This is a genomic window from Myroides profundi, from assembly GCF_000833025.1.
GTDB classification, from domain to species: Bacteria; Bacteroidota; Bacteroidia; order Flavobacteriales; family Flavobacteriaceae; genus Flavobacterium; species Flavobacterium profundi_A.
In genome coordinates, this window is the sequence record NZ_CP010817.1 from 460,051 (window position 1) to 481,215 (window position 21,165).

At 33.2% G+C, this 21,165-nt stretch carries 20 protein-coding genes and 1 tRNA gene; 9 read left to right on the forward strand and 12 right to left on the reverse strand.

From position 1 onward, the window contains the following. The first annotated feature begins 59 nt into the window (after positions 1 to 59). Complete coding sequence (locus MPR_RS02130; RefSeq protein ID WP_006257474.1) at positions 60 to 638, forward strand: Crp/Fnr family transcriptional regulator; 579 nt, start codon at positions 60 to 62, stop codon at positions 636 to 638. Positions 639 to 691: 53 nt separating this feature from the next. Here MPR_RS02130 and gpmI read toward each other — a convergent pair whose 3' ends face one another. Further along, positions 692 to 2,209 (reverse strand): 2,3-bisphosphoglycerate-independent phosphoglycerate mutase, encoded by a 1,518-nt coding sequence (gene gpmI / locus MPR_RS02135; protein ID WP_041888748.1) that lies wholly within the window; start codon positions 2,207 to 2,209, stop codon positions 692 to 694. A gap of 192 nt (positions 2,210 to 2,401) precedes the next feature. Between gpmI and MPR_RS02140 the strand changes: the two genes are divergently transcribed. Next, a complete protein-coding gene (locus tag MPR_RS02140) occupies positions 2,402 to 3,145 on the forward strand; it encodes a murein L,D-transpeptidase catalytic domain family protein (RefSeq protein ID WP_041888750.1) in 744 nt (247 codons plus the stop codon). A gap of 62 nt (positions 3,146 to 3,207) precedes the next feature. Here the strand turns inward: MPR_RS02140 and MPR_RS02145 are convergent, their stop codons facing one another. Then, entirely contained in the window at positions 3,208 to 4,797 is a 1,590-nt protein-coding gene (locus tag MPR_RS02145) for a L,D-transpeptidase family protein (protein ID WP_235280506.1), read from the reverse strand. Between the two features lie 178 nt (positions 4,798 to 4,975). On the opposite strand from MPR_RS02145, the gene MPR_RS02150 reads away from it, so the two are divergent. After that, positions 4,976 to 6,853: a TonB-dependent receptor plug domain-containing protein gene (locus MPR_RS02150; RefSeq protein WP_041888752.1), complete on the forward strand. Its 1,878-nt coding sequence runs from the start codon at positions 4,976 to 4,978 to the stop codon at positions 6,851 to 6,853. A 171-nt stretch (positions 6,854 to 7,024) separates the two neighbouring features. Here the strand turns inward: MPR_RS02150 and MPR_RS02155 are convergent, their stop codons facing one another. The 7 genes from MPR_RS02155 to MPR_RS02185 all read right to left on the reverse strand — a co-directional run bounded on the left by MPR_RS02155 (position 7,025) and on the right by MPR_RS02185 (position 13,411). Continuing rightward, positions 7,025 to 7,675, reverse strand: a complete 651-nt coding sequence (locus MPR_RS02155) for a WG repeat-containing protein (RefSeq protein WP_006257467.1) — start codon at positions 7,673 to 7,675, stop codon at positions 7,025 to 7,027. Positions 7,676 to 7,747: 72 nt separating this feature from the next. Next, on the reverse strand, positions 7,748 to 8,497 hold the full coding sequence (locus MPR_RS02160; protein WP_041888754.1) for an SDR family NAD(P)-dependent oxidoreductase: 750 nt from the start codon (positions 8,495 to 8,497) through the stop codon (positions 7,748 to 7,750). Between the two features lie 24 nt (positions 8,498 to 8,521). Continuing rightward, on the reverse strand, positions 8,522 to 10,852 hold the full coding sequence (locus MPR_RS02165) for an AsmA family protein (protein ID WP_041888756.1): 2,331 nt from the start codon (positions 10,850 to 10,852) through the stop codon (positions 8,522 to 8,524). 67 nt (positions 10,853 to 10,919) lie between these two features. After that, positions 10,920 to 11,492 carry a pentapeptide repeat-containing protein gene (locus MPR_RS02170; RefSeq protein WP_016650124.1) on the reverse strand — a complete coding sequence of 191 codons (573 nt, stop codon included), beginning with the start codon at positions 11,490 to 11,492 and terminating at the stop codon, positions 10,920 to 10,922. An 82-nt stretch (positions 11,493 to 11,574) separates the two neighbouring features. Continuing rightward, positions 11,575 to 12,723: a glutathionylspermidine synthase family protein gene (locus MPR_RS02175; protein ID WP_041888759.1), complete on the reverse strand. Its 1,149-nt coding sequence runs from the start codon at positions 12,721 to 12,723 to the stop codon at positions 11,575 to 11,577. A gap of 3 nt (positions 12,724 to 12,726) precedes the next feature. Beyond that, on the reverse strand, positions 12,727 to 13,110 hold the full coding sequence (locus tag MPR_RS02180; protein ID WP_006257462.1) for a hypothetical protein: 384 nt from the start codon (positions 13,108 to 13,110) through the stop codon (positions 12,727 to 12,729). A gap of 7 nt (positions 13,111 to 13,117) precedes the next feature. Continuing rightward, positions 13,118 to 13,411, reverse strand: a complete 294-nt coding sequence (locus MPR_RS02185; protein ID WP_006257461.1) for a hypothetical protein — start codon at positions 13,409 to 13,411, stop codon at positions 13,118 to 13,120. Positions 13,412 to 13,657: 246 nt separating this feature from the next. Here MPR_RS02185 and MPR_RS02190 point away from each other — a divergent pair, with 246 nt between their 5' ends. Then, positions 13,658 to 14,533 (forward strand): AraC family transcriptional regulator, encoded by an 876-nt coding sequence (locus tag MPR_RS02190; protein WP_041888762.1) that lies wholly within the window; start codon positions 13,658 to 13,660, stop codon positions 14,531 to 14,533. Positions 14,534 to 14,599: 66 nt separating this feature from the next. Here MPR_RS02190 and MPR_RS02195 read toward each other — a convergent pair. The 3 genes from MPR_RS02195 to MPR_RS02205 all read right to left on the reverse strand — a co-directional run bounded on the left by MPR_RS02195 (position 14,600) and on the right by MPR_RS02205 (position 15,962). After that, positions 14,600 to 14,670 (reverse strand) — tRNA-Trp (locus MPR_RS02195). Between the two features lie 51 nt (positions 14,671 to 14,721). Further along, positions 14,722 to 15,096 carry a DUF983 domain-containing protein gene (locus MPR_RS02200; RefSeq protein WP_041888764.1) on the reverse strand — a complete coding sequence of 125 codons (375 nt, stop codon included), beginning with the start codon at positions 15,094 to 15,096 and terminating at the stop codon, positions 14,722 to 14,724. Between the two features lie 137 nt (positions 15,097 to 15,233). Beyond that, positions 15,234 to 15,962 carry a hypothetical protein gene (locus MPR_RS02205; RefSeq protein ID WP_041888766.1) on the reverse strand — a complete coding sequence of 243 codons (729 nt, stop codon included), beginning with the start codon at positions 15,960 to 15,962 and terminating at the stop codon, positions 15,234 to 15,236. A 329-nt stretch (positions 15,963 to 16,291) separates the two neighbouring features. On the opposite strand from MPR_RS02205, the gene MPR_RS02210 reads away from it, so the two are divergent. From MPR_RS02210 to MPR_RS02230, 5 genes are all read left to right on the forward strand, one after another. Next, positions 16,292 to 16,882, forward strand: a complete 591-nt coding sequence (locus tag MPR_RS02210; RefSeq protein ID WP_041888768.1) for a cytochrome b/b6 domain-containing protein — start codon at positions 16,292 to 16,294, stop codon at positions 16,880 to 16,882. Between the two features lie 734 nt (positions 16,883 to 17,616). Next, positions 17,617 to 17,820, forward strand: coding sequence for a tyrosine-type recombinase/integrase (locus tag MPR_RS19005; RefSeq protein WP_041888770.1), 204 nt, complete (start codon positions 17,617 to 17,619; stop codon positions 17,818 to 17,820). Between the two features lie 387 nt (positions 17,821 to 18,207). Next, complete coding sequence (locus MPR_RS02220) at positions 18,208 to 18,690, forward strand: HEPN family nuclease (protein ID WP_041888772.1); 483 nt, start codon at positions 18,208 to 18,210, stop codon at positions 18,688 to 18,690. A 200-nt stretch (positions 18,691 to 18,890) separates the two neighbouring features. Next, the gene (locus MPR_RS02225) at positions 18,891 to 20,507 is read left to right on the forward strand and encodes a hypothetical protein (RefSeq protein WP_041888774.1); all 1,617 of its coding nucleotides are present in this window, start codon (positions 18,891 to 18,893) and stop codon (positions 20,505 to 20,507) included. Positions 20,508 to 20,638: 131 nt separating this feature from the next. After that, positions 20,639 to 21,154, forward strand: a complete 516-nt coding sequence (locus MPR_RS02230; protein ID WP_041888775.1) for a hypothetical protein — start codon at positions 20,639 to 20,641, stop codon at positions 21,152 to 21,154. Positions 21,155 to 21,165: the final 11 nt, after the last annotated feature.

Here is a 21,165-nt window from a genome sequence, read left to right on the forward strand (position 1 = left end):
CTTTTTTAGTTATCATGAGCATTATTTCTTATTTTTATACTTTATAAAAGTTCATTATCGTGGATATATTATTACAGAGTTTTGCTAAACATGTTTCTCTGACAAAAGAGGAACAACAGATTATATTAGAGTCATTCACAGTTACTCGTTACCCAGCTAAAACGAAGCTGTTAAGTGCAGGAGAAGTATGTATTAATTCTACTTTTGTAGTTTCAGGTATAGTACGTAACTATTGTCTAGATGATCAAGCAGTAGAGCATACTGTTAGTTTTGCAGCATCAGGATGGTGGATAGCTGATATGTATAGTTATTTATCTCAAAAACCTGGTAACTCTTATCTAGAAGTAGTAGAAGATGCGATAGTAATGACTTTGAGTAGAGATCATCAATTAGCTTTATTTGATAGAGTGCCTAAGATAGAACGTTATTTTAGAGTTCTTATAGAGAGATCGCTAGTGGCTACACAACAACGACTGATGGACAACTTATCTCTACCTGCAGAAGAGCGTTATACACGCTTTTTAGAGCGTTTCCCTGAGATTAAGTATTGTCTACCACAAAAGCAAATAGCCTCTTATTTAGGGGTTACTCCTGAGTTTTTTAGTAAAATGAAGAAAAAGATGCTTACAGGAAAGTAAATGTCTATTGATATAAAATAGAAAAGCCACTCATTGAGTGGCTTTTTTGTATATTATACTAGAGAGTGTCTAGTCATTTCTTCTGGTTGAGGTATACCTATTAGTTTAAGAATAGTAGGAGCTAAGTCTCCTAATACTCCATCCTTTACCTCTTTGATATCATTGTCTACGATAATGATCGGCACAGGATTAGTAGTATGTGCTGTGTTAGGAGTACCATCAGGGTTAATCATTACCTCACAGTTACCATGATCTGCTAATACTATCGTAGTGTATCCATTGTCAAGAGCAGTTGTGATTACTTCTTTTACACATTGGTCTACTGCTTCACAAGCTTTGATTGCTGCTTCCATTACACCAGTATGTCCTACCATATCTCCGTTAGCAAAGTTTAGACATACGAAGTCTGCTTCACCTTTTTTAAGCTCAGGAATAAGTGCGTCTTTAAGGTCATAAGCACTCATCTCAGGCTTAAGGTCATAAGTAGCTACTTTAGGAGAAGGACATAAGATACGCTGTTCTCCATCGAATGGAAGTTCTCTACCTCCAGAGAAGAAGAAAGTCACGTGTGGATATTTTTCTGTCTCAGCAATACGTATTTGTTTTTTGCCATGTTTTTCTAAAACTTCACCCAATGTATTGTGTAAGTTTTCTTTATCATATACTACATGTACATTCTTATAAGTATCATCGTAGTTCGTAAGCGTTACAAAGTACAAGTCAAGTTTCTTCATGTCATGATCTGAATGATCTTCTTGAGATAATACACGTGTTAGTTCTCTTCCTCTATCCGTTCTAAAGTTAAAGAAGATCACTACATCGTCATTTTCAATCTTTCCTACCGGCTGATTGTTTTCATCAACCATTACGATAGGTTCAATAAACTCATCAGTCACATTATTTAAATAACTTGCTTCAATGCTTTTTACTGCATCAGTAGAGTGAATACCTGTACCATTCACTAACAGGTGGTAAGCCTTTGCTACTCTTTCCCAGCGTTGGTCTCTATCCATTGCGTAGTATCTTCCTATTACAGAAGCTAGTTTAGCAGTAGATAAGCTCAGTCTGTCTTGTAGTTGTTGTACGTGATTTGCACCCGATTTAGGATCTACATCTCGTCCATCTGTAAAAGCGTGAACACGTATATCTGATACTCCTGCTGAAGACGCTGCATCTACTAGACCATATAAATGTTGCTCATGAGAGTGTACTCCACCATCAGATAGCAGTCCTAAGAAGTGTACTTTTTTATTGTTTGTCTTAGCGTATTCGAATGCTGCTTGTAATGCAGGCTCTTTAGCAATAGTGTTATCTTCTACTGCCATATTTATTTTTACAAGGTCTTGATAGACGATTCTACCAGCTCCAAGATTCATGTGACCCACTTCAGAGTTACCCATTTGCCCTTTTGGAAGACCTACATTTAGTCCATCAGTAAGTACAAATGTATTAGGATATTTAGTATATAGACTGTCTATAAATGGTGTATTTGCGTGCTCGATAGCTGATACTTTAGGATCTTGAGTCTGTCCCCAGCCATCTAGAATCATTAATATTACTTTCTTATTCATAATAGTGAAACTTTAAATATTATTCGTTGTGTTAGACAAATTTACGCATACTTATTCAAAAAAGGTCACGTTTGATTCTTGAAATAATGGCATTAAATACTTTTATTGTTAAAAATTCCTTTGGTCGTATAATATTTTTTTTAAATTTACGTTTCTAAAATTAGAATTAAAGACTATAAATGAGAAGGTTATATGAAACAAAAGAATTTTTATTGGTTATTTGCCTCAATGGCATTTTTTGGGAATGTAGTAGGAAGTAATACTTTACCAACGTCGAATGATTATACAAATGTGATTGAGAAAACTGTTGATAACACAGTGAGTTCTGAAGAATATAGTTTTGAAAGTACGGCTAAAAGCTTATACTCTAGTTTAGAGTTAAATCATTATAATGCTCCGGCTAGAGCAGTATATACTGCAGCTTTGAAAGGGTATTATAAGATGTTAGAGACGGGTAAGATTAAGAATGAGAAGTTAACTATCGTTGACTTTAGCCTATCGTCAGCTAAGCCTCGTCTATGGGTTATTGATATGAAAGAGAATGCTGTTCTGTTACAATCACTTGTAGCACATGGCAAGAAGACAGGAGAAGAATATGCAACTACGTTTTCTAATCGTGTTAACTCTCATATGAGTAGCTTAGGATTTTATACAACAGGAGAGACGTATAATGGAAGAAATGGATTCTCTCTAAGATTAGATGGATTAGAAGCAGGGATTAATGATAAAGCTAGAGAAAGAGCGATTGTGATCCATGGTGCGGATTATGCTTCACCAGATCTAGTACGCGCTCAAGGAAAGTTGGGACGTAGTTATGGTTGCCCAGCTGTACCTGTAGAAGTAAATGATGATTTAATAGAAATGATTAAAGACAAATCTCTATTGTTTATTTATTATCCAAGTAATCAGTATGAGTTAAAGTCAAAATTTGTTTAGTACTACCTCTTATATAAAGAAAAACACCCATTAAGATTTCATTCTTAATGGGTGTTTTTTTGTTATTGTAGTTTAGTGTATAAATCGTTATCAAACTTATAAACATCTTTAAACTGAGTTATCTTACCATCATTAGCTACTTGGATAGTCCAGTATAGTTGGTGGATGTGTACAGCCTCTTTACTAGTCGTTATATTCTTAGTGTTTTGAGAATCAAGAATCTTTTTTATTTCTTCTTGAGAGATCTCATTTTGCTGTATATCAAATACAAATTGTGCTAGGTCAAAAGGATCTTCTACACGTATACATCCAGAACTTAAACTTCTCTGAGCTCTATTAAAGTTAGCTTTATTAGGAGTGTCATGTAAGTACACTGCGTGATTGTTATCAAACATAAACTTAATACGTCCTAATGTGTTTCCTACACCAGCTTTCTGTACATATCTATAAGAAGAAGCTTTACTAGAATCCCAGTTTTCTGGAGCTACTACTTTCCCTGTGCTCTTATCGTAGATTGTAAATCTAGCATTAGAGAAGTAACTTAAGTTAGCACTAGCTTTAGGTGTTAAGTCATTCTTTAGAATGGTAGGAGGAACCGTCCATGTTGGATTGATCACAATTGTCTTTAGAACAGAACTTAGGATAGGAGTTTTACGACCTGTTGTACCTACGATTACTTTGTGTTGTTTTATTGTATCACCTGACTTTACAGCAACTAAACTATAATCAGCTATATTGATTAAGATATAGTTATCACCTAGATCTCTAGGGAACCATCTCCAACGTTCTAGATTGACTACTAGCTTTTCTTTTACAGAAGCTTCTTCTTTTAAGATAGCCTCTATCGTTTTTTTATCAGCAACACCGTTTTCGATTAGTTTACTATTCTTTTGAACCTGTTTTAAAGCAGTTACGACTCCTTCATTATTGATAAAATCCTTTGATAGACTATCAGGATAATAACTTAAGAAGTTTAAATGCTTTTTAATATTTACTAGCTCAGGTACTGTATCATTTAGTTTATACTTAGCTGTGACAGCTTTGATTGTATCTCGATTCAGTTGATATAGGTTTGATAGTTTATTTTTTAGATTACCATATATTTCATTAGGTGATCTTAAACTATCAAAGGTTGTCTGTATCGTTCCTCTACTTAAAGCAAGTTGCATGGTAGCAGCTGTATTTAGATCTTTTGGAAACATATCCCAGTCATTGTATAATCTTCTAGGATTTTGTACTCCATTATACAAGTCTTTACTGGCACTATAAAATGCTTTAGTGAATAGAAAGTCTGCTTGTATTTTATCTAAGTCAGATAGTCTTTGGTAATCTTTGTGAAATTGATGAACTTTTTCAGTATTGTACTTTGAGTTGTTTATACCATCTAAGTATGCTTCGTCAAGTACTTTTAAAAGTTGCTCTCTATTACTTGTTCTTCCCCAACCGATTTGGTATAGGTTTTCTACATAGAACTTTTGAATGTCCTTTGGAAGATTGGCTATCGATGCACTGTCTACGTGTATCTTTATTTGATCTTCTATTGGGTCTACCTTGATAGAGTCATTAAGAATCAAAGTTTCTGCCATAGTATCTGCCTTTTTACAAGAGGTAAGGACAAGTATACTCAAAAAACTGAAGATTAAATGTTTCATGTTTTTATATATTATACTGCGAATTTAATATAATATAGTGAATAATTTATTGTTTATTCTTAAAATGTTCTATAAACCTCGTTTTAGAGTGCTGTAGGCCGGACTAGCTGTTATTTTAAAAGTGGACTAGCATAGAAGAGGGGAATAAGAATAGTTTTGCATAAATAAACTACCTGAAATGAAGAATAATTATGTCATTTTAGCCTTGTTAAGTACTTTTTTTGTAGTACAAGCACAAGGACAAACTAAGACAGAAAATACCCTTGAAGATAAAATAGAAGAAATAGTAATCTATAATCAGCGATTACAATTACCAAGTTCGCTGAAGAATAGAAATATTACATTTATTAATCAAGAACAGATAAAACAATTACCTGTATCGTCTATTAATGAGTTGTTGACTTATGCTACGGGTGTTGATATTCGTCAGAGAGGACCATTTGGAACACAATCAGACTTTAGTATTGACGGAGGTAGTTTTGAGCAGAATGTATTGTTGCTTAATGGACAGAAGATTTCGGATCCACAGACAGGGCATAATAGCCTTAATGTACCAATTCCTTTAGAAGCGATTGAACGTATAGAGATAGTACGCGGACCTTCAGCTCGTCTATATGGTGTGAACAGTCTGACAGGGGTAGTGAATATCGTAACAAAGAACCCTAAGAAAGACGGTCTTTTTGCTAATACATATATCGGAAGTAGCTTTAAGAAAGATAAAGAAGGAGATCATGGTGAATTATTTAATAATCGTGGTATTCAATTAGGGGGTACGCTTGTACGCAAAAAAGACAATCATATGTTATTCGGTAGCCATGACTCAGGTAATGGTACTCGTTATAATACTGCTTTTCACAACAATAAAATCTTCTATCAAGGGAACTACACCCCTAATGAGAATAATGCTATTATGGTACTTGCAGGTCATGCTAGAAGTTCTTTCGGAGCAAATGGATTCTATGCTGCTCCTGGTGATAAAGAATCAAAAGAAGTAGTATCTACATCAATGGTAAATCTGAGTTCACGTCATTATTTAACTGACCGCTTTACATTAATGCCTAGTGTAGCTTACAGATATAACTTTGATGATTATCGTTACTTCAGACATGAGTTAAGTAAGGCACGTAGCCGTCATTATTCACATGCGATTACTAGTAATATTAGAGGAGAGTACTTAGCAGATTTTGGTAAGATATCTTTTGGAGGAGAGATGAGGTATGAAGAGATTAACTCAACTAATATTGGGGATCACAGCAAGAGTAACTATGGATTGTACGCTGAGATACAACGTGAGTTCTTTGATCGACTAGATGTAAATCTTGGAGCTTATGTTAATTATAATACGAAGTATGGATGGGAAGTTTTTCCTGGAATAGACGCTAGTTATACTTTTAACGAACATTGGAAAGCGATGTTCAATGCTGGTACAGCAAGTAGAATACCTTCTTTTACAGATTTATATTTAGATCAACGCCCTGGTAATATAGGTAATCCAGATCTATTACCAGAAAAAGCTTATCAGATAGAATTAGGAGGGAAGTATGTCAATAAAGGATTTAGAGCAGAGGCTTTTGCTTTTTATAGAGATATTGATGACTTTATCGATTGGATAAGAGTAGATACGACAGTGCCATATCAGCCATATAATGCTTCTAAGAATAAGACTAAAGGATTTAATACAGCATTAAAGTATAAATTAGGATCAGAGAAGTCTTATTGGGACTTAGGATTATCATATACTTATTTATCTCCTAAAGTGGAGAACAAAGGAGAAGATAAGATCTCTAAGTATGCGATAGAGAGTTTAAAACACCAGTTAGTAGGGACAGTTAATTATACTTATAATAACCTTAGTGCTACACTGGCTAATCGCTTTAATGAGCGTATCAGTTATAAGAATTATTGGATTACAGACATAAGAGTCAACTATAATCTAAAGAAATATAGTATTTACTTAGATGCTCAGAATATATTTGATACTACTTACATAGAGGCCGGTGCAGTACCTATGCCTGGTAGATGGTTTATGTTAGGAGTGAAGTTTAATGGACTTTAATATATAAATTGGTTAGTTGGAGTTTTCAGATGACTACATACTATTTTGATTATCGTGGGGGTATTTTCAATAGTATGAATCAATTATTACAAATACTTAGAATACGCTTTTTTGCTATGAAATTCTAGTATACAGAAACGGTAAGCCTTGTACAGCTTACCGTTTTTTATTTTAATAAGATACCTTAGTTCCTTTTTTATCAATCGTAAAAGATTCAAATTTTAGTTCTACTTGTGCTTGTCCATCTTCGAAGTTACTAGCGTAGTCATATTGAAAAGGGATAACTACTCTTCCTTTGTGATCGATATAACCAAACAATTGATCTTTAGAAGCTAATGCTAATCCATCAGAGTAGCTTCCTACATAATCATATTGAGCAGAGATAATCTTTTTACCTTCTGTGTTGAAGAATCCCCATTTGCCACCTTCTAAGAAGGCTATTTTGTACTCACTACTTGTCTGTAGTTCTTCATAGGCAAAAGGAATAATCACTTCTCCTTTATCATTTATTGCGCCTTGGAAGTTGTCCATAGACACGATAGATATTCCTTCTATAAAAGATTCTATCTGATAGAAAAGAGGCTCAATGAAGATTTCATTCTTATTGGTTTTGATTCCAAACAACTCTAACTTCTTATCTTGATACCATCTTAAGTTGTTTTGAAACTTAAAGTCTGGATCATTTTTTAAGTCGAGATAGACGGTGTCTAGTTTTACACTTTCCTCTAACTGTACATTGATGTGTGAGTAGGTACTTTTATAAGCCCAACTAGATGTGCAACTCAGTCCTAATAAGAGACTTATTGCTAAGATTTGTTTCATTCTAATAGAAGATTAACGTACTGTAATTCCTCTGCAAATGTATTAGTTTTGGGATGATTAATATGATAATTTTTACAATTTTTTATGAATGGTTGTTGCACCAGCTTGAGCCTTCGGAAATACTGTAATATCAGCTATTTGCACATGTTCAGGTTGGTTGACGATATAGGCTATAGCATTCGCTATATCTTCAGCTACTAATGGAGTATACCCTTCATATACCTTTGCTGCTCTATCGCTATCTCCTTTAAATCGGATTAGGGAGAAGTCTGTTTCTACTGCCCCAGGAGCTACATTAGTTACCTTAATTCCATCTGATAGTAGATCATATCTCAGTCCTTTAGAGAATGCCTCTACAGCAGCCTTAGAAGCGCAGTAGATTGTACCGTTTTGGTATGACTCTTTCCCTGCGATAGAAGATAGATTGACGATATGTCCATATTGTCTATTGATCATAAGAGGAACAATAGCTTTAGTCACATAGATTATTCCCTTTACATTGATATCTATCATAGCCTCTAAGTCCTCTAGAGAAGCTTCTTGGAAAGTAGCTAATCCGTGAGCATTTCCTGCGTTATTGATAAGCACATCTATATCTTGCCATGCAGTCGGAAGAGACGCTATTGCCTTAAAGGTAGCTTCTTTGTCACTCACATCGAATGTTAGTGTCATCACTTCTGTCTGCTCTGTTAGTTCACGCTCTATGGCTGCTAAGTTCTCTTTATTTCTCCCACACAAGATTAGTCTGTGATTAGCAGCTAATGCTTGTGCTGTTGCTTTTCCTATACCTGATGTTGCTCCTGTAATGAATGCTGTTTTCATATCTTTTTGTTTTGTGGTGTTGTACTATAAGACGGTTTGTTTTAAACCTTGCATTATGCATAACCAAAGATAATTGAAAAAAGACTTTTCTTGAACTCTATCTACTTTTTTAATATTAACTGTTTTGACTTCATCCTTAGTGTTCTTTCGGATAAACATATTCCCCACAGCAGATAAGAACTTTTTCTTTTGCTGCCCATCTTTCTTATAGATAGTTACCTTTAGGTCCTCATATTGCATACCATAGGTTCCTGTAGCAGAAGTATTATTACCAGAGAAGTTAAAAGTGACTAGACTGATACTACCTTCTGTATTAGCCTTGACATACGGCTGTAAGAACGGGCGCATAGAATTAGCTGGGAAGTTCGTAATCTTACCTTGTATATTGAAGTTATCTCTTCTGTTAAGTACATTGAAAGACCAGTCTACACGTAGTGGAGCTGCATTCATAAACCTCGCATTGACAGCTATCGTAGTAGTAGGTACTTTAGTCACACCATATCCACTATATATATTCTTAATAGTCGCATTGAAGTTGTGGAACATAATCTTACCTGGAGCTACTGCTTTAGGGTCAGTCTCTTCATAGACTAGCTTAGAGTTGCGTATTGCTACATTATTTACTTCTAGTCCGAATTTTAGATCTCTTAATTTTTTACTGAACATGGGTTTGATACTCATATTGAATGTAGGTGCCTTATCTCTAAAGATATTAGCATCAAGTTGATTGATGTTAATCTGTTCTGTTTTAAACAGTAGTGTTCCTTTGGCATCGAAGTCGTAGTTATAATTCTTTAAAGCTATCTCTTTTGCTTGCAATGTGAAGATATCATCTGCATATCTAAACATGCTTACAGTCTTCTTTCTAGAGTACTTTGGCTTCATATTGAAGTTAGCCAGTTTTAGCTCTTTATTATCGATAGATAGAGAGTCTACACTTATATCATAATATTTCTTCGTATCGTATGTAATCGCTCCAGATGATAGCGTAGTCTTGCCATAAGTAAAAGGAATCTTATTTCCACCAGTATTTTTATCAATACGGATATCTGCTATCACAGCATTGATATTATTCACCTTTAAGCTGTTGCTATTTGTTTTTCTATCGTGTATTTGGAAGGCAGCCTTGCGAAGCACTAATGAATCTAATGTGATATAATCAGATAATAGCTTAGCAGTAGTCTTAGGTTTACTCTTTACATCATTAGGAGTATAGGTGATGACAGGAGAGTCTATTGCTATTTTAGTCACTTTTAGTTGTTCTCCTACCTTATTGTTGATATCCGTTAAGACTATATTAGTCTTAGATGTATTCCAAGTGTCTAATGCATCTAGTGATAATTTGTTAATCTTAATGTCGCCTATCTTCAAAGCAAATGGAACTAGAGAAGGTAGTGTATCGTATACCACTGCCACCTCTTGCTTTTTCTGCTTTTTAGTTTTTTTAGCAGGTTGTTTTTCTGCTACCTTGATATCTTGTTTGAGTTTGTTATTCTTGATTTTTATTGCCGTAGAGTCCGTCTCTATAGAAGCAATATCAAGGTAGAAGTCTTGCTCATTTTTATACCCCCAGTCTGTCCCAGTTAACTTTAGCTGTGGGATATCTACAGACAATAAGTTCTTAGCTAATTCTTTTGACTCGATAGTCTCTGAGAAGGGCTTTACAGATAGCTGGTGCATCTCTAGCGCTGTTGGTTCTATGATAATCTTACCGATGGTGAATTTATGCCACTCATTCAGCTTACTATAGATAGAGTCTGTTGTCATCACATAAGAGGCATAGCTAAAGGGAATAGCCTTCTCTATCACCTCTTCACCGAAATGTACTCCTCTGATTGTTGCATTGAAGTTATAGACCTCATTTAGTCTTGTATTACTCTTTCTGTCTTTTATTAAGACATGAGCATGTTCTACGATAATAGACTCAATATCTATATCATTTTTTACGTTTATTTTAGCTTGCTTCTGCACGACACTATCTCCTTTAATCATCACTATACTAGGATGACTTAGTTTGATTTTGTTTGCACGTAGATTCTTGTTTTGTAGTAATTCTTTGATAGCTACCCCTTGAATCACTATTTTATCTAGTCTTGTACTGATATAAGTAAGATTAGGATGAGTAGTAGTATCTTTAGGAGTCACTGTGATTCCAGAGACAGTTAGTCTTCTTAATGCAGGGTAGTAGCTGATGTCCTCATACGCTAGATCATAAGGAGTATCATTCTTCTCTGTGATAATCTCTGGTAAGTGCTTATATATAAAACGGTTTAATGCATATCTCCCTATCTGATATAGCCCTAGTAGACTGACACCAACTATTAAAAGGATTTTGACACGTTTTGATAATTTCATTTTTATTAAAGATAAATTAATACTTAAAAGTACTAATTTATCTTTATGTTTTTGTAATTATTATGAATTACTTTAAGACTAATTGATGCTTTGTTAGTAAACCAGCTAATCCATCCATAGAGAATATCGCTTTTTTAATCTTAGTGAACTGCGGGTCTATATCATAGTTATAACTCGTATAGAAGTCCGCTTTCTCTGCATTGGCTTTATGAAATACTGCACGGTGTAAATTACAGTTGTCAAACAGTGCCATACTCAAATCTGTGTCTGAAAAGTCAGCACTGATTAGACTACAATTAGAAAACAGTTGCTTTTTAAGTTTTAAACCATAGAACTGAGTTAATTCTAAATTACAGTCTGTAAAGGTAAATTCGAATATAGTCTGGTCTATCATGGCGAAGTTTACACGTGTAAAGTTACAAGCTGTAAAGTTGACATTGCGAAGTCCTACATAGTTCACCTCTGCATCTTTAAAATTGCAGTTGATAAAATCACAGTCTATAAAAAGAGTAGCTAAGAATGAACAAGCGCTCAGATCACAGTTTTCAAACTTACAATTCTCAAATTCTTTAAATGAGATATCGTTATAGTTAAATGCAGTGTTACTGTATTGTTTGTCGTATATAAATTCAGGAGTCATCTGTCTGGTGTTAAAAGTTAGCTACCGTATATAGAACTTATCCATATACGGTAGCAAGATATAATATTATAAAGATTTATCCTTATGATTCTTCTATGATATGAGGTATAAATCTGCTTTTGTCTGTTGTGATTCGATTATTACTTTCTCGGAATGTAATACCACATGATTCTTGACCTATGATCCAGCTTCCGATAATAGAATATCCTGTTGACTCTTGGTGTAAGTGAGCTAACTCTTGACAGATATAGCCTTCCTCTCCATAATCTCCAGGAGTAGCTTCTACGATAGCTCCATGCTGGTATAGCGTTACATTAGCACCTTCTCTTGAGAGTAAAGGTTTCTTTACATAGTCACGCATCCCGTTAGGTGTATCGAAGTAGGTCTCTAGTAGCAATGGATGGTTAGGATACAGCTTCCACAGTACAGCCATGATAGCCTTATTAGATAAGATCATCTTCCATGACGGTTCTATCCAGTTCGCCTGTGCTTCGTCATTCGGTATATGTAACGCAAATGGCTCATATACCAACCATTCCCATGGATATAGCTTAAATATATCTGTTATCGTCTCTTCTTCTAGGTCTGTAAAGTTCACCCCATTCCATCCGATATCATCTATGAAGATTAGCTTCGTGTTGATACCTGCTTGTATAGCGGTGTCTCTTAGGTATTCTATATTCGTTAGGTCCTCTAAAGTCTCACGCATACAACTGAAGTGTAGTGTGTCCCCTTTTAGATAAGGCTTTAGATCACGCCATGAAGCGATTAATTGATCGTGTACAGAGTTAAACTGGTCTTTGCGTTCACCGAAGTAATGTTGCATCCATTGCCATTGCGTCACTCCTGTTTCATACAGAGAAGTAGGAGTATCCGCATTAAACTCTAATACTTTCAGTTGTTGTTTTTTCTCATCGAAGACAAAGTCAAAACGACCGTAGATACTTGGTGCATCATTCTCCCATGACTGTTTTATATGATCGTGAAAGAAGATCGGAATCTGAAATTGATCAAATAGATTATGCGTGATCACGTGGTCTACTGCCTCTAGGCACATCTGCCATAGCTCAGTAGTGGCATTGTATATCTCGTCAGCGAATGCTGGCTCTATACTGTAATAGTAGTGCTCTATCCAATAAGGGACATTATTCTCATCCGTGTGAAATCCAAAACCGTTGTCTTCTAATCTCTTTTGCCAATTTGTATCAGCTGTTAGGTATTTTATTCTCATAGATTATGAACTAACAGTAGATGACTTAGAAGTATTACCAAAACCTCCTCTAGCTGACTTATGTGTCTTTACTGCATTAGATTTAGACGTATTCGTACCTACATTAGCTTGGTGAGAGAGTCCATTACTAGCATATCCCATACCTCCACCCATTAGTGGTCTGAAGGCCATATACCATAGTAGAGCACTTCCCATACCACCTCCACTGTGATGGCGTTGTTGATTATATTGTTGAGTCACATCCGTATAAGGTGCAGAGCTATCCGCTCTCATATATACTTTCTGTGCTTGTTCTTGTTCTTCTTGTTTATCAGGAGTCTTAGAGCATGAAGCTAATGCTGCTGTGATAAGTACTAGACTCACTGCTTTACTACTTTTTCTATTCATGATATTATTATTCTACAGTTACATAAATCGGCACTTTTACTAGAGAAGTAGGCTTAGTATCTCCCCATGCGCTTACTTCTTTTGCTGTTTTGATCGTGTCCGTTTTTTGTGTTACTAGTTGACCATTCGCCCATATTTTTTGACTTGTGATATGTAGGATACTATCTCCTGCTACTACAGACTTGATCGTTACTTCTCTTGCAGATTGTTTATCGATAGTCTCAAGATCTGTTTTTTTAGTTTCGCCACCTCCACATGAGGCTAGCCCTAATACCATAAGAATAGGTAGAATATATTTCATAACAATTATTTATTTTAACGAGTGCTAAAGATAGTAAAGTTTACTCAAAACTTTGTTTGTTGTACAGTAGACTTTTTGGATAATATTCACGCTTAGTTCTTGATCAAGTGTGTACTAGCGTATTATAGAGACTATTTGTCTTTTAATTATATAGCGTAGAGTAGTAGCTAGGACTTAAGCCATTAGAATAAGAATTATTTAGTGTAAACTAAAAATACTATTTTTGTTTGACCATATATTAGATTGATGAAAGATATTACTATTTTACAAATGCGAGATTTGACTGAGGAGGTTAAAGGAGCTGATTTTTATGCCAATACGATACCACAACACCTTATCACAAATCACGATCATGTGGAAAAACCACATCGACATGATTTCTATGTTTGTATGATTTTTACCAAGGGGAGTGGAACCCACGAGATAGACTTTCAGAGCTATGAGATACAGCCTGGTATGGTGTTTATGTTAGCACCTGGGCAGACGCATAGTTGGATCTTATCAGAGGATATAGATGGTTATATCTTTTTTCACACTCAAGAGTATTTTGATTTATTCTTTGTCCGAGAGACGATACGCGAGTATCCTGTATTTAGATCAGCGTATTACCCGAACGGTTTTCTACTAAATGAAGAGAGTAGCGTATTAGTGGAGAATCTAATGAAGAGAATGACGGATGAGGTAAGCCAACCCAACTGGAAGAAGAACTTCTCTCTAGTGAATTTAGCTTCCCTATTCTATATAGAATGCAATAGACAGCTACTAGAAGGAAACTCTTTTACTGCAGTGCCCAACTTGCAGTATAATCAACATCTACATCACTTCGAGAACCTATTAGAAAAGAACTTTCGCACAGAGAAGTCTGCTGCAGTCTATGCAGAATGGATGAATATGACACAAAAGCATTTAAATCGCGTATGCAAGACGTTATTAGATAAGACTACTACTGATATCATTATAGACAGAATCGTCTTAGAGGCTAAGCGTATGCTTATCTATACAGGCAAAAGCTTTAGTGAGATCGCTATGATGTTAGGGTACGATGATTATTCTTACTTCTCTAAGGTGTTTAAAAAGAGAACCGGTATCTCTCCGAAAGAGTTCCTTAAAAAGTATGTCTAAAATAAGAGAATGATATAAAAATAAAAAGCTCCTTAATGTAAATATTAAGGAGCTTTTTTTACGCTGCACGGGTGGAGGGATTCGAACCCCCATCAACGGTTTTGGAGACCGCTATTCTACCCTTGAACTACACCCGTTTCTCTGTTAGGTGGCGCAAATATAATAACTTTTATTTTAATAAACCTAGACTATTGCTCATCTTTTTTATAAAATAAATTTAACCACATGATTCGAGATAAGCGATAGTTAAATGTCCACATAATAAAAATTACAAAGACAATTGCAATAAACGCGTGTAACATCGTGATATTCAAATCAAATAAGTGATTGATGATAAGACGAAGCACCATCACCGTTACCATTTCAGCAACTGTAAGTGCATAACTCATATACATAGCCCCAAAATAAAATCCTGTTTCTCTATGGAAGTTATATCCACAAGATCCACACTCTTTCGTCATTTTCGGCATCTTAAATGTAATCGGATTTCCTTTCTCATGGAATATGTGCTCTTTACCACAGTTAGGGCATTTTCCACTAATAACTTTGCTGATATAAGACATAATTTATTTTTTATGCAAAGTAACTTAAAAAAACTGAAAGCTTTGCGCTTAATATACTTGTATTTTGGTAGTATTCGGACATTTTAGCTGTTAAAGTACCTTAATGTATTTAAATAGTACAAAAAAAAAGAAGGAGATTAATACTCTCCTTCTTCTTCTGATGTTATTTCTTCTGTCTCATTAGAATATTCTTCTTTTACATCTAAGTATTCTAATGGATTAGCTTGTTTCGGTTCATTGTAGTAATCGTCGTATTCTTTATATAAGTTCGCGATTTCTTCTAATGTTAATACTTTATCACCTTCAGCACCTTCTTCTTCTACTGGTTGGTTGTATTTTTTGTAGATACGTAGTTTATCAGCATCGTATTGTTTTCTCACTACATTTCTACTTGCGTAGTATAGTTTACGATCTTTGCTGTATTTTCTGTATACTTCTTTTAGTTCTGCTTTATAAGCTGAGTCTAGTGCAGCCATCTCTGTTTTTAGATCAGAACTTTCTTCTTCACCAGCAGCTATTTCTTTTTTAATTACATTCCAACTTTCTAACTGATCTTCATTCAGTGTTCTATTCACGAAGTTGTTATACCCAGCGAATAATTCACGTTGGTGCATGTTCTTCTCTACTTCCTCCATTTTTGCTTTAGAGTTCAGGTTTTGTAAGTCACGCTTAATGTATTCATTTTTGATTGTCAAGGCTCCTACCTGTTGTTGAGTTAATTTAAGCTCATCTTTATTTGATAGAATTTGAACAATGTCTAGGTACTCGATCTTCTTAACAGGTGCTTCCTGTTTTTTAGATTTTCGCTGACCATAAGAAGTACTAATTGACATTAGTATTACAAACAAGAGTAATATCTTTTTCATTCCAATTTATTTTTGATTCAATAACAATTTGTTTTTCACTCTGCAAATTTAAGATAAATATTAATATTTTATTTCAAAAAATTATTGCAGACTAACAAACATACTTTAAAAAATAGACATAATAGAGTTAATCTATTTTTTCTGCATTCTATTAGCTAATTATATAACGTTTTGGATTATTTGATATTGTATAGAAAACTTATTTTTTTACTTTTTTCAAATTATGTTCACTTTTGTTTAGAAGTTATTGATTGTTATTTCTATATTTGATTATTATAATTATTTTAAATTAACATATTTGGTAATTTAATTTTATTAAAAATATTAAAATGAGAATGAGAGGTGATTGCTATAGCTTGGCATTTCGGTTTTTGCATTGGAGTATAGCATTCGTGATGTTAGGGATGCTTATCACTATACTGTTGCGCTATAGTTGGTTAAATAAAGAGGGGATGAGTGAGATCATCATGGAGTACAGCACTTCTCAGGATGTAAATATGACTAAGGAGAAGGCTATCGTACTGGCGAAGCGCATACGTGCTCCTATGTGGGAGTGGCATGTCTACTTGGGGTATACCTTGATGGGATTAATATTCGTGAGAATTATACTAGGGATGATGGGTAGAGTACCGTTCTTAAATCCGTTTAAGAGAGGGAGTGTGCTTAACACGCGTATTAGAGCTGTCATATACTTACTGTTCTATACTTGTGTGGTTATCTCACTAGTTACTGGGGTTGTCTTAAAGTTAGATATTGAGACAGCTTATAATAATGAAATAAAGAGTATTCATTTTGGTTCTATATATTATTTTATAACGTATTTAGTTATTCACTTTATCGGGGTGCTATTCGCTGAGCTGAGTTCAGATAATGGGATAGTCTCTCGCATGATCAATGGGAAGAGTAAGTACGACCTATAACTATAGAGCTGTCTAATGATATATTAGGTTAGTGTAAATGTGTTTTGTTGAAAAGCATCTGTAGTCATACAGATGCTTTTTTTATAATTCTATATCATTGGTTTGTTTTGATTTTGTTCGGGAAGACATCCCTTTTACCGAAGGATTACCGAACATGACCCGAACCATCCCCGAACAAAACTTAAATAGGAAATAAGTTTTCTAGTGTAGATAAGGGATGCCGTATTTAAAAAGAATCACGTAGTAACTTTATTTCTTATCCATATTTATGGATGTATTAAAGATAGTTTTGTTCAGACTTGCTAGGGGATTGCTTGAGGGTTTCTTGCACCTTTCTTCGACAAAAACGCCTTTTGGGCAAGGAAAGTCCAAGGAATCTCCTAGCAAACCCCTAGAAAGTGCAAGAGGAACATTCTTATTGTATTGGTAAGAATGGAATTCAAAAGTGGTGTGTTGGTTTATAAATTTTAATTTGTTGGTATGTATTAATTAAAAGATTGTTGTAATAGAGGATTGCTAAAAAGTATTTAATGCGTTAGGAATGACGATAAGTCTTTCTGTAGAGAATAGTAATTAAATAGGTAGAGAATATTGTTTTTTATCAGTATAAAATAGATATTATACTGATAAAGAAACTTTTTTTCAATCCTAGATAAAGAATTAAACTTATATATTAGAGAAGAGTTTAAAGCTCGAAAAGTAGGAGTAGAGATTACTATAATAAAAAATAAGACTTGATAGCTAAAGAGTGTGGTATTAAAACTAAAATCACCTTCTATACAGCTCGTCATACTTTTGCTACTTTATCACTAAAAAAAGGTGTAAATTTATACAAGCTTAAACAGGCCTTCGGTCACCAATCTATTAAAACAACTGAAACTTATGTGGAGGATTTTAATAGAGAAGAGTTGGATGAAGTGTTTGAGAAGTTGTATTAGATTATAAGGTTGTTTCTTTCTATAATAGCAATGATATTTGATCTAAGTTTAAAATATCCTTACTATGTAGGAAGTTGAGTGGACTTTAATTGAGTGTAAAGTATTTGCTATATGATATTAAAAAATGGTATAAGAACGATATGTTTTTTGAGTATTATTTGTATATCATTGTGCTTGCAATCGATTATGTAAGTTTTTTTAGAATTGTTTCATTATCCATAAAAGTAACTTACTAAAGTATTTGATTTTTCAAAAAAATAATTACTTTGGTTTATAGTTTTACACAATACAGATATAAATGTTTTACACGAAATAAAATACCGTTTATTTCGTGGATTATGATGTTATATACCATACCATAAGTTAAACCATATAAATAAAAAATTCATGACTGATTGGAATCTAATTATTCAGGGAAATATTAGTCTCCTTTGGATACAGGAATGTTTAAAGCCTGAAAATGAAAATAAAACCATAAAGGATTTATTAAATGAATATAGATTAAAAAATGAAAATGTAACAATTCTTAATCCTGGTTGTCTTTTCATGGCAGCATATTTATTATTTTTATATCCAAAAGAATCAGAAATAGTTTCAACTAATCTAAGTTTTATAAATACAGGAATTTTTGATATCATAACTATGGGAGTTAAATCACCTGATGAATCTAAAGAAGAATATATTGTTAGAAGAATAAGAAATTCATTAGCTCATGGAAATTTTGAAATTGATGATAATCTAGTTATAACATTTGAAGATAACAACTCAGCTAAGACAAATCTCTTTAGAACAAAAATTCGTTTTAATCAATTTGGTGAACTTATTAATAATTTTATGCAAGAATCAAAAAATACAAGGTACAACAAATAAAGTGTGTTTTGACAAAATGGCTGGTTTCAGCTAAGATTAAAACTTAATTATATAACTTACAAATGCCAATTGTATTGATTTTTTTCTTAAATTCATTCAATTAATTGGCTTTTTCTTACTGTGTCGCTAAATTGAAACTTAACGGTTTAATTTTATTCACTGATGTTAAGTCATAAAATGTTAGTAATAATCTTGATAAAATGGCAGTAAAAAACATAAATAACCGTAGTATTTTAACGTATGAGCACGAAGGATTACAAGAGAACTATTGGCAAGCTATGTCAAATTTAATTGCAACTAAATATGGTCGAAAAACATTTTCTGATAAGGCAATAGTCGAAGAAATTCTAAACGACTGTTTTAATTATTTTTTAAGTGAGTTTACTAAAATAATAGTTCCTATAAATAAACTATCATTTTATAAATATTGTTTTTTTCTACATGAAGAATCTTTAGAACTTTTGATAGATTCAAGAAACGGCTTTGATTTAAATGAACACTTAAACGAAGCCGATTTTTCTCGATATCGTCGTATACTTAAATTAATTCTTGAACAAGGTTGTGATAAAGTTCTGTTTAGTAAACCGAAAGGAACCTTTATTAATCTTATTATATTTCAAGATATTATCCAAAGACTTTTTTATTTAGGTACTTGGTTATATTCTATCGCTGATCACATTGCCTATCAAAAAATGCTTGGAGACGCAAAATTAATAAGCTTTGATGGAAGTGATCTGATTATTGAATGGAAAAATAATTTTGGTAAATTATATACACATTTATTTACTAATTCATATAAAGATTATGAAAATGCTATATCAGAAGATGCTTTAATAACTGAATTAATTGAAGCTATAAACAAGAATTATAATACTGATTATGATTTTGCTTGTGGAGTAATTTTCGAGGTTCAAAAACATCATAGTTCTTCAATTTTTCAAACAATAGAGCCATATGTATTACCAATTAATTTAAATAGATATTCCGGTATAGATATGGTAATTGCTAATCAATTTTACGATGGATTGAGTATAACTAAAAATAATAAAATGTCAATTATTGATTGTGTATTAAAACCGTATTCTGCTCAACGTTATCTGTTTAGGCCTATTTTGGTTTATAATATTGAAGGACGACAAAGAGCATTTGTTAGCAAAAATAAACTTGCAGAAAGCATATATGTTTTAGCTTCAAATGCAATCCAATGGAATACTTTACCCGACAATTGGATGCAAAATCCAGGCATGCAAAAATTTATAAATTACAAAGGGAATGAGCATGATAAGGTTTTGGAAGACAAATTTCAACAATCACTTTTACACAACAATTTGAAATTTGCAAGAAATGTAAAAAGTCTCAAAACTTCGACTCCAAATAATATCAATATCGATAATAGCTCTTGTGGTGAAATTGATTTTATCATAATTAATGAAAAAAAACAAGAAATAGTCATTGCGGATTCTAAATATAATAAAGCTCGTTACGAGGGTGTTGGTTATCGTAGTGATTATACAAATTTTATAAAATATGAAAATCAGCTTGAAAAAAAAATTCTATGGATAGCAAAAAATATTAAAATTGTAGAATCTCATTTTAAAAAAATATACAACAATCCAACCCTTGAAATTGCAGATTACAATGTTGTAGGAGCTTTTTTTATTAATACGCCTACTTTTTACATGTACAATTCAAAATATTGTGTTGTTACTACTTCCAAAATTGAGGACTATCTACAAGGTATAGATATAAATCCGCCAATTAATATTGAATATGATGGGAAAAATTACAATTTTAGTTATCCATATTTTACAGTTTAAAGACTACTGTTAACCGCGTTAACATTGGTAATAGTGATGTGTTTTCCTTGTTTCAATGGTAGTAATTGGACTAAACCTTTAATTTATTTCACAACAAAACACAAGTAGTTATTAAATTGATTCTGTAAAATTTGAGTTCTTATCATGACCAAGAAACATATTATAATCTATATAAAATTAGTGATGGTTTAGAAGTCTCATTTATTCATACTTTCTTCAAAGATTGGAATAATACATCAAGCGGTTTTAGTTTTCGAGAGAATGAATTCGCTGTTTCATTTCCATCTGTACTAGAATACTATTCTTTAGAGAAAGATGAACTTAGTAAACTGTGGGAAATAGATATAATAAAGTACAAGTCTGAATATAACTTAAGTTGCTTAGTAACTTTAGATGACAATACGATTGTTCTAGGAAAAGGTAAAACCATAGTGATAATTAATATCTCTAAAGAAACCATAGTTAGTGAGGTGAATTTAAATTTGTTAGCTGAAATTAGAGATTTGTATGTAAATAAAGAGCACTTGATTATCTCAACTGATAAAGAACTTAAAATAATATGCTTAAATAAAATAAAGCATAGACAAATTGGTAGTGTTTATGAAGTTCTAAGAAGAATGTGGGATAAACTTATCAGGATAAATTAGGAGTGAAATAT

Bases quoted from the DNA above. Each gene is read 5' to 3' on its own strand.
- gpmI (WP_041888748.1), bottom strand. From the start codon at position 2,209: ATGAATAAGAAAGTAATATTAATGATTCTAGATGGCTGGGGACAGACT.
- MPR_RS02140 (WP_041888750.1), top strand. From the start codon at position 2,402: ATGAAACAAAAGAATTTTTATTGGTTATTTGCCTCAATGGCATTTTTT.
- MPR_RS02145 (WP_235280506.1), bottom strand. From the start codon at position 4,797: ATGAAACATTTAATCTTCAGTTTTTTGAGTATACTTGTCCTTACCTCT.
- MPR_RS02150 (WP_041888752.1), top strand. From the start codon at position 4,976: ATGAAGAATAATTATGTCATTTTAGCCTTGTTAAGTACTTTTTTTGTA.
- MPR_RS02155 (WP_006257467.1), bottom strand. From the start codon at position 7,675: ATGAAACAAATCTTAGCAATAAGTCTCTTATTAGGACTGAGTTGCACA.
- MPR_RS02160 (WP_041888754.1), bottom strand. From the start codon at position 8,497: ATGAAAACAGCATTCATTACAGGAGCAACATCAGGTATAGGAAAAGCA.
- MPR_RS02165 (WP_041888756.1), bottom strand. From the start codon at position 10,852: ATGAAATTATCAAAACGTGTCAAAATCCTTTTAATAGTTGGTGTCAGT.
- MPR_RS02170 (WP_016650124.1), bottom strand. From the start codon at position 11,492: ATGACTCCTGAATTTATATACGACAAACAATACAGTAACACTGCATTT.
- MPR_RS02175 (WP_041888759.1), bottom strand. From the start codon at position 12,723: ATGAGAATAAAATACCTAACAGCTGATACAAATTGGCAAAAGAGATTA.
- MPR_RS02180 (WP_006257462.1), bottom strand. From the start codon at position 13,110: ATGAATAGAAAAAGTAGTAAAGCAGTGAGTCTAGTACTTATCACAGCA.
- MPR_RS02185 (WP_006257461.1), bottom strand. From the start codon at position 13,411: ATGAAATATATTCTACCTATTCTTATGGTATTAGGGCTAGCCTCATGT.
- MPR_RS02190 (WP_041888762.1), top strand. From the start codon at position 13,658: ATGAAAGATATTACTATTTTACAAATGCGAGATTTGACTGAGGAGGTT.
- MPR_RS02200 (WP_041888764.1), bottom strand. From the start codon at position 15,096: ATGTCTTATATCAGCAAAGTTATTAGTGGAAAATGCCCTAACTGTGGT.
- MPR_RS02205 (WP_041888766.1), bottom strand. From the start codon at position 15,962: ATGAAAAAGATATTACTCTTGTTTGTAATACTAATGTCAATTAGTACT.
- MPR_RS02210 (WP_041888768.1), top strand. From the start codon at position 16,292: ATGAGAATGAGAGGTGATTGCTATAGCTTGGCATTTCGGTTTTTGCAT.
- MPR_RS02220 (WP_041888772.1), top strand. From the start codon at position 18,208: ATGACTGATTGGAATCTAATTATTCAGGGAAATATTAGTCTCCTTTGG.
- MPR_RS02225 (WP_041888774.1), top strand. From the start codon at position 18,891: ATGGCAGTAAAAAACATAAATAACCGTAGTATTTTAACGTATGAGCAC.